Here is a 6827-nt window from a genome sequence, read left to right on the forward strand (position 1 = left end):
GGATTCGAAATCCATCAGCGCGCCCGGGTCTTCGCTGTAGGGCTGGACCTTGACCCAGCCCTTGATGCCGAACGGGGCGGCGATGCGCCCCATAACGACCCAGTCGTTATTCAATGCGGACAGCCGCCCCAGGCTTCTTGTGCAGCCAGATCAGGCAGCGGCAGCGGGCTTGTTCTGCTTGACCAGACGGGCGACGGTGTCGGACATCTGCGCGCCGTGGCTCACCCAATAGCCGATGCGTTCCTGGTCCAGGCGCACGGCTTCGGCACCTGCAGCGGCCACCGGATTGTAGAAGCCGACGCGCTCGATGAAGCGGCCATCACGGCGACAGCGCGAATCGGCCACCACCACGTTGTAGAAGGGACGGTTTTTGGCGCCGCCGCGCGAAAGACGAATAACGACCATGATTCAACCCACCGGGTAAACGGAGAAAACCGCGAATTATACTCAAAAACCCCGAGCTTGCCAGTGGGCAGGCTTTACCGCATTCCAGGCAGCATGCCCTTCATGCCGCGCATCATCTTGGACAGGCCGCCCTTGCCCATCATTTTCATCATTTTCTGCGCCTGCTCGAACTGGTTCAGCAGTTTGTTGACCTCCTGTACCTGCACCCCCGCGCCGGCGGCGATACGGCGCTTGCGGCTGGCCTTGATGATTTCGGGTTTGCGGCGCTCCAGCGGGGTCATGCTGTTGATGATGCCCTCCACCCGGTTGACGGCCTTGTCGTCGGCGCCAGCCGGGATCGGCATCTGGCCGGCGCCCGGCAGCTTGTCCATCAGCGCGGACAGTCCGCCCATCTTGCGCATCTGCTGGATTTGCGTCTTGAAGTCTTCGAGGTCGAAGTCCTTGCCCTTCTTGACCTTGTCGGCGAGTTTTTTCGCTTCGGCGAGGTCGACCGAGCCTTGTGCCTGCTCGATCAGCGAGAGCACGTCGCCCATGCCGAGAATGCGCTGCGCCATGCGTTCGGGGTGGAAGGCTTCCAGCCCGGCGGGCTTTTCGCCGACGCCGATGAACTTGAGCGGCTTGCCGGTGATGTGGCGCACCGACAGTGCCGCGCCGCCGCGGGCGTCGCCGTCGAGCTTGGTGAGCACCACGCCGGTGAGCGGCAGCGCCTCGTTAAAGGCGCGGGCGACGTTGACCGCGTCCTGGCCCTGCATGGCGTCGACCACGAACAGGGTTTCAACCGGCTTGACCGCGGCGTGCAGGGCCCGGATCTCGGCCATCATCGCCTCGTCGATCGCCAGGCGGCCGGCGGTGTCGACGATCAGCACGTCATAGAACTGCTTGCGCGCATGGTCCTGCGCGGCCTGTGCGATTTTCAGCGGATCGCGTTCGTCGCCGGCTTCAAAGAAGCTGACGTCGAGCTGCCGGCCGAGTTGCCGCAGCTGGTCGATGGCGGCGGGGCGGTAGACGTCGGCGGAGGCGAGCAGGACTTTTTTCTTGCGATTTTTCAGCAGCAGCGCCAGCTTGCCGCTGGTGGTGGTTTTGCCCGAGCCTTGCAGGCCGGCCATCAGGATCACCGCAGGCGGGGTGGCGGCCAGATTCAGTTCGACGTTTTCGCCGCCCATCAGGCGGGTGAGTTCTTCGTGGACGATGCCGATCAGCGCCTGGCCCGGCGACAGGCTGGCGAGCACTTCCTGGCCCAGGGCACGGGTTTTGACCGCTTCGATGAAGTCCTTGACCACCGGCAGCGCAACGTCGGCCTCGAGCAGGGCCAGGCGAACCTGGCGCAGCGTATCCTGCACGTTGGCTTCGGTGATGCGCGCCTGCCCGCGCAGGCTTTTGACGACGCCGGCGAGGCGTCCGCTGAGGTTTTCTAACATGGCTTCCTTGTTGCCGTTATGGACGGCATGGATAATGGGGCTGGCTGAATCATTTCCATTTTAACGAATGTCCCCGCTATTGCTGGTTACTTTGTGTGTAAGCGCGCTGTACGGCTGGGTCGCCTGGCGCCTGCAGCGCACGCCGCGCGCCGCATCGGTGCGCCGGTTGCTGCCGCTGGCCCTGCTGGCCCACGGCGCGCTGATTTATCATTCGGTGCTGGGGCAGGGCGACATCCGGCTGGGGTTCGGCAACTCCCTGTCGACGATTTTGTGGCTCACTGCGCTGGCCTACTGGTTGGCCAGCCAGGGCGCGCCGCTTGCGCGTCTGCAGTCCTGGGTCAGCGGACTGGCAGCGGTGTCTGTGCTGATTATGGCGCTGTTCACCGCCACCCACGCCATTCCCAATTCGCAGGCGCTGGCCTTGCGTGCGCACCTGGTGGTGTCTTTTCTCGCCTATGGCTTGCTGGCCGTGGCTGCATTGCACGCTGTGCTGATGACCATGCTGGAAAAGCAATTGCATCGCGGCTCGCTGCAAAACGGCGCGCCGCCCCTGCTGACGCTGGAAGCCATGTTGTTCAGGACCATCGGCGTCGGGTTTGCGCTGCTGACCCTGGCGCTGTTCAGCGGGGTGTTTTTTTCGGAAGAGTTGTTTGGCACGGCTTTGCAGTTCTCGCACAAAACCGTGTTCGCCATCCTGTCATGGCTGGTGTTCGGCGGCCTGCTGCTGGGGCGGCATTTCCGCGGCTGGCGCGGGCGCACCGCCCTGGTCTGGACGATCACCGGTTTCACCCTGCTGCTGCTGGCCTATCTGGGCACCCAGTTCGTGCTGGAAGTGGTGCTCCGGCGTTGAGGCGGTGTTGATTGGATAGTATTTCCACCAGCACGCTTTTTGCCGTGCTTGCTGTTCTGCTGCTCACTTCGGCATTTTTTTCCGCGTCCGAGACGGCGATGATGGCGATCAACCGCTATCGCCTGCGCCACGCCGCCGAGTCCGGCGTGCGCGGTGCGATGCGGGCGCAGGCGCTGCTGGACCAGACCGACAAGCTCCTGGGCGTGATCCTGCTGGGCAACAATCTGGTCAATTCCGCCTCGGGCACGCTGTCTGCCGTGCTGGCCATTCGCTTGTTCGGCGACGGCGAAATGGTGCTGTTCGTGGCGACGCTGTTGCTCACCTTCCTGATTCTGGTGTTCAGCGAGGTCACGCCGAAGGTGGTCGGGGCGTCCTTTCCCGAACGCGTCGCCTACCCGGCGACGCTGCTGCTCACGCCGCTGTTGACGCTGGCGTACCCGGTGGTGTGGTTCGTCAACCTGTTCGTGCAGGGCATCCTGAAGCTGTTGCATATCAAGCAACCCGACCCGGGGCAGGGCAACAGCCTGGGGCTGCAGGAGCTGCGCACCATCGTGCTGGAGTCGTCCGGCAGATTGCCGCGCGAGCACCGCCGGATCCTGATGAACCTGCTGGAGCTGGAAGACATCACGGTCGACGACGTGATGACGCCGCGCAACCAGATCGAGGCGATCGACATTGAGGACGACCCCGAACGGCTGCGCCAGCAGATTTCCACCAGCCATCACACGCGGCTGGTGGTGCAGCAGGGCTCGCCCGACAATCTGCTCGGCGTGCTGCATGTGCGCCGGGTACTGCATGCGCTGACCGGCGACGAGCTTGATCCCGAGACGCTGAAGGAAAACCTGGAAGCGCCTTACTTCGTTCCGGCGGGCACCCCCTTGTTCACCCAGTTGCGCAATTTCCAGAGCGGCCGTCGCCGGCTGGCGCTGGTGGTCGACGAATACGGCGAACTGCAGGGGCTGGTAACGCTGGAAGATCTGCTTGAAGAAATGGTCGGTGAATTCACGACCCAGGCGCCATCGGATATGGGTTACCTGCGGCAGGAAGACGACGGCTGCTGGCTGGCCGAGGGCACCGTGCTGCTGCGCCATCTGAACCGCAAGCTGGGCTTGTCGTTGCCGCTGGACGGCCCGAAGACGCTGAACGGCCTGCTGCTGGAGCAATTCGAGGATATTCCCGAAGCCGGGGTGAGCCTCAAGCTGGGTGACGTGCCGGTGGAAATCGTGCAGACCCAGGACCGGGTGGTGAAAATGGCGCGTATCTACCTGCCGGCGCCGAATGACGTGCCGTCTGAAAACGCCTCAACTTAGCCGAAAAATCGCCGTTAAGGCCTGTGATTCCCCATCCGCCGCCTGGTCGGCGCGTCGATGCGGGCAATATTTTTGACGCTGGACTTGTCTGGAACCGAGCTATGGCCGCTGTGACAAACACCAACAATTTAACCGGGCTGGCGCGTGCCATGGTCAACCATGGCTGGCTGTCCGAGGACGACGCCGAGGGCGTGTGGAAAAGCGCCAGCCAATCCGGCGAATCGTTCGTGACCGAACTCATCAAGGGGCGGCGCTTCAAGGCCGATCAGATAGCCGAATTTGCCGCCGGTTCATTTGGCTACCCTTACCTGGATTTGAATGCCATGGATGCCGACAGCCTGCCGCAGGGGCTGCTCGATCCCAAGCTGGTGCAGAAACGGCGCGTGGTCGCGCTGTATCAGCGCGGCAACAAACTGTATGTGGCGACGTCCGACCCCACCCATCTGCAGGCGCTGGACGAGGTGAAGTTCCAGACCGGGCAGGCGGTGGAGCCGGTGGTGGTGGATGACGACAAGCTCGGCAAGCTGATCGAGAAGGCGGGCGAAGCCGCCGACAGCACGCTGGCCGTGCTGAATGCGGAAGACCTCAATCTCGACTTTGCCGACGAGGAAAGCGCCGCCGCCCAGCAGGACACCGGCGGCATCGAAATCGACGATGCGCCGGTGGTGCGCTACCTGCAGAAAATCATGCTCGATGCGATCAATCTGGGCGCATCCGACATTCATTTCGAGCCTTACGAAAAGTATTACCGTATCCGCTACCGGCGTGACGGCGTGCTGTCCGAGGTGGCGCAGCCGCCGATGGCGATCAAGGACAAGGTGGCATCGCGCATCAAGGTGCTGTCGCGGCTGGACATTTCGGAAAAGCGCGTGCCGCAGGACGGCCGCATGAAGATGGTGCTGTCGAAGAACCGCGCCATCGATTTCCGCGTCAGCACCCTGCCGACGCTGTATGGCGAAAAGATCGTCATGCGTATTCTCGACCCCACCAGCGCCCAGTTGGGCGTGGATGCGCTGGGCTACGAGCCGTGGCAGAAAGAAATCCTGCTGGATGCGGTGCAGCGCCCTTACGGCATGGTTCTGGTGACCGGGCCGACCGGTTCCGGCAAGACGGTGTCGCTTTACACTTGTCTCAACATCCTCAACAAGCCCGACGTCAACATCTCGACCGCGGAAGATCCGGCGGAAATCCAGTTGCCCGGCATCAACCAGGTCAACGTCAACGACAAGGCAGGACTGACTTTCTCGGCCGCGCTGAAATCCTTCCTGCGGCAGGATCCCGACGTCATCATGGTCGGCGAAATCCGCGATCTGGAAACTGCCGATATCGCCATCAAGGCCGCGCAAACCGGCCACATGGTGATGTCCACGCTGCACACCAACGACGCCCCCGGCACGCTGACCCGTTTGCTGAACATGGGGGTGGCGCCGTTCAACGTCGCCTCCTCGGTGATCCTGATCACCGCCCAGCGGCTGGCGCGGCGTTTGTGCGCGTGCAAGCAGCCCGTCGATATTCCGCAGGAAGCCCTGCTGGCGGCCGGGTTCACTGAAGCGCAGCTGGACGGCAACTGGAGGCCCTACAAACCGGTGGGCTGCGATATCTGCGGCGGTACCGGCTACAAGGGGCGGCTGGGCATCTATCAGGTGATGCCGATCACCGACGCCATGACCCGCATCATTCTCAAGGGCGGGGACGAAACCGACATTGCCGACCAGGCCAGGCGTGAAGGCGTGCTCGATCTGCGCCAGGCCGGGTTGTTGAAAGTGAAAGCCGGCCTCACCTCGCTGGAAGAGGTCGAGGCCGTCACCAATATCTAAGGAACTCCCTCTATGGCTACAGCGGCAAAGGCAATCAAGGATGCCACCTTCCTGTGGGAAGGCATGGACAAGCGCGGCAAGAAAGTCAAAGGCCAGTTGCAGGCCGGCGGCGAAGCCGTGGTCAATTCCATGCTGCGCAAGCAGGGAATCACCGTCACCAAGGTCAGGAAGCAGAGCACCCTGTTCTCCGCCAGCAAGCGCATCACCGACAAGGATGTCACGCTGTTCACCCGCCAGCTGGCGACCATGATGAAAGCCGGGGTGCCGTTGCTGCAATCGTTCGAAATCGTGGCGCGCGGGCATTCCAATCCATCGATGCAGCGCCTGCTGCTGGAAATCAAGGCGGACATCGAAAAGGGCAGCAGTTTTACCCCATCCCATTACACACAACTTCAATGCCTCACCGTAACATGCTGACTTCTCTGGTAATACGAGGTTTGCGTGATGAGCTGGGCGGCGGAGGAGTTCAAGGATATCGATCTCGGCGACAGGCGTCTGGACAAGCGCACGGTGCTGCTGGCCGAGCGCATGGCCGCCAATCCGATGGCCAGCATTCCGCAAGCGTGCGGAGGCTGGGCGGAAACCCAGGCGGCGTATCGCTTTCTGTCCCAGGACGACGTTGAATGGGAAGCCATCCTTGCGCCGCACTGGCGCAGTTCCGAGGCGCGCATGCGCGCCCATCCCGTCGTCCTGTGCCTGCAGGACACCACGGAACTGGACTTCAACGGGCAAGGCATTGCCGGTCTGGGACCGCTGTCCTATGAAGCGCAGCGTGGCATGTACGTCCATCCCACCTACGCGGTTAGCCCGGAACGGGAACCCCTGGGGGTGCTGGATGCCTGGATGTGGGCGCGCGAGCCCAAGGACGCGGACGGACAACGGGGCGGCCTGCTGGAAAGCACCCGCTGGACGGAAGGCTACATGCGCATCGCCGAACTGGCGGCCAGCCTGCCGGACACCCGTCTGGTGTACGTGGCGGATCGGGAGGCCGACATCGTGGCCCTGATGGCGCAAGCCCGCGATCTGG

At 63.0% G+C, this 6827-nt stretch carries 6 protein-coding genes and 2 pseudogenes; 5 read left to right on the top strand and 3 right to left on the bottom strand.

Annotated elements, in window-relative coordinates; translation table 11 throughout:
• The 3 genes and pseudogenes from BGO62_RS10890 to ffh form a co-directional block, all read right to left on the bottom strand.
• A pseudogene (locus tag BGO62_RS10890) lies at positions 1–93 on the bottom strand (ribosome maturation factor RimM); the annotation flags it as partial.
• Between the two features lie 57 nt (positions 94–150).
• Positions 151–405, bottom strand: a complete 255-nt coding sequence (rpsP, locus tag BGO62_RS10895; protein WP_296640285.1) for a 30S ribosomal protein S16 — start codon at positions 403–405, stop codon at positions 151–153.
• Positions 406–479: 74 nt separating this feature from the next.
• The gene (ffh, locus tag BGO62_RS10900) at positions 480–1823 is read right to left on the bottom strand and encodes a signal recognition particle protein (RefSeq protein ID WP_296642250.1); all 1344 of its coding nucleotides are present in this window, start codon (positions 1821–1823) and stop codon (positions 480–482) included.
• Positions 1824–1890: 67 nt separating this feature from the next.
• Between ffh and ccsA the strand changes: the two genes are divergently transcribed.
• The 5 genes and pseudogenes from ccsA to BGO62_RS10925 form a co-directional block, all read left to right on the top strand.
• Positions 1891–2673, top strand: a complete 783-nt coding sequence (gene ccsA, locus BGO62_RS10905) for a cytochrome c biogenesis protein CcsA (RefSeq protein ID WP_296642253.1) — start codon at positions 1891–1893, stop codon at positions 2671–2673.
• An 11-nt stretch (positions 2674–2684) separates the two neighbouring features.
• Positions 2685–3983 (top strand): HlyC/CorC family transporter, encoded by a 1299-nt coding sequence (locus BGO62_RS10910; protein ID WP_296642255.1) that lies wholly within the window; start codon positions 2685–2687, stop codon positions 3981–3983.
• Positions 3984–4084: 101 nt separating this feature from the next.
• A complete protein-coding gene (gene pilB, locus BGO62_RS10915) occupies positions 4085–5800 on the top strand; it encodes a type IV-A pilus assembly ATPase PilB (RefSeq protein WP_296642258.1) in 1716 nt (571 codons plus the stop codon).
• 12 nt (positions 5801–5812) lie between these two features.
• Positions 5813–6166 (top strand): annotated as a pseudogene (locus BGO62_RS10920) (type II secretion system F family protein); the annotation flags it as partial.
• A gap of 108 nt (positions 6167–6274) precedes the next feature.
• The coding region (locus tag BGO62_RS10925) for a transposase DNA-binding-containing protein (RefSeq protein WP_296642261.1) at positions 6275–6827 on the top strand (553 nt) is incomplete at its 3' end.

This window comes from Thiobacillus sp. 65-1402, assembly GCF_001897685.1.
In the GTDB taxonomy this organism is placed as follows: domain Bacteria; phylum Pseudomonadota; class Gammaproteobacteria; order Burkholderiales; family Thiobacillaceae; genus Thiobacillus.

Bases quoted from the DNA above. Each gene is read 5' to 3' on its own strand.
- rpsP (WP_296640285.1), bottom strand. From the start codon at position 405: ATGGTCGTTATTCGTCTTTCGCGCGGCGGCGCCAAAAACCGTCCCTTC.
- ffh (WP_296642250.1), bottom strand. From the start codon at position 1,823: ATGTTAGAAAACCTCAGCGGACGCCTCGCCGGCGTCGTCAAAAGCCTG.
- ccsA (WP_296642253.1), top strand. From the start codon at position 1,891: ATGTCCCCGCTATTGCTGGTTACTTTGTGTGTAAGCGCGCTGTACGGC.
- pilB (WP_296642258.1), top strand. From the start codon at position 4,085: ATGGCCGCTGTGACAAACACCAACAATTTAACCGGGCTGGCGCGTGCC.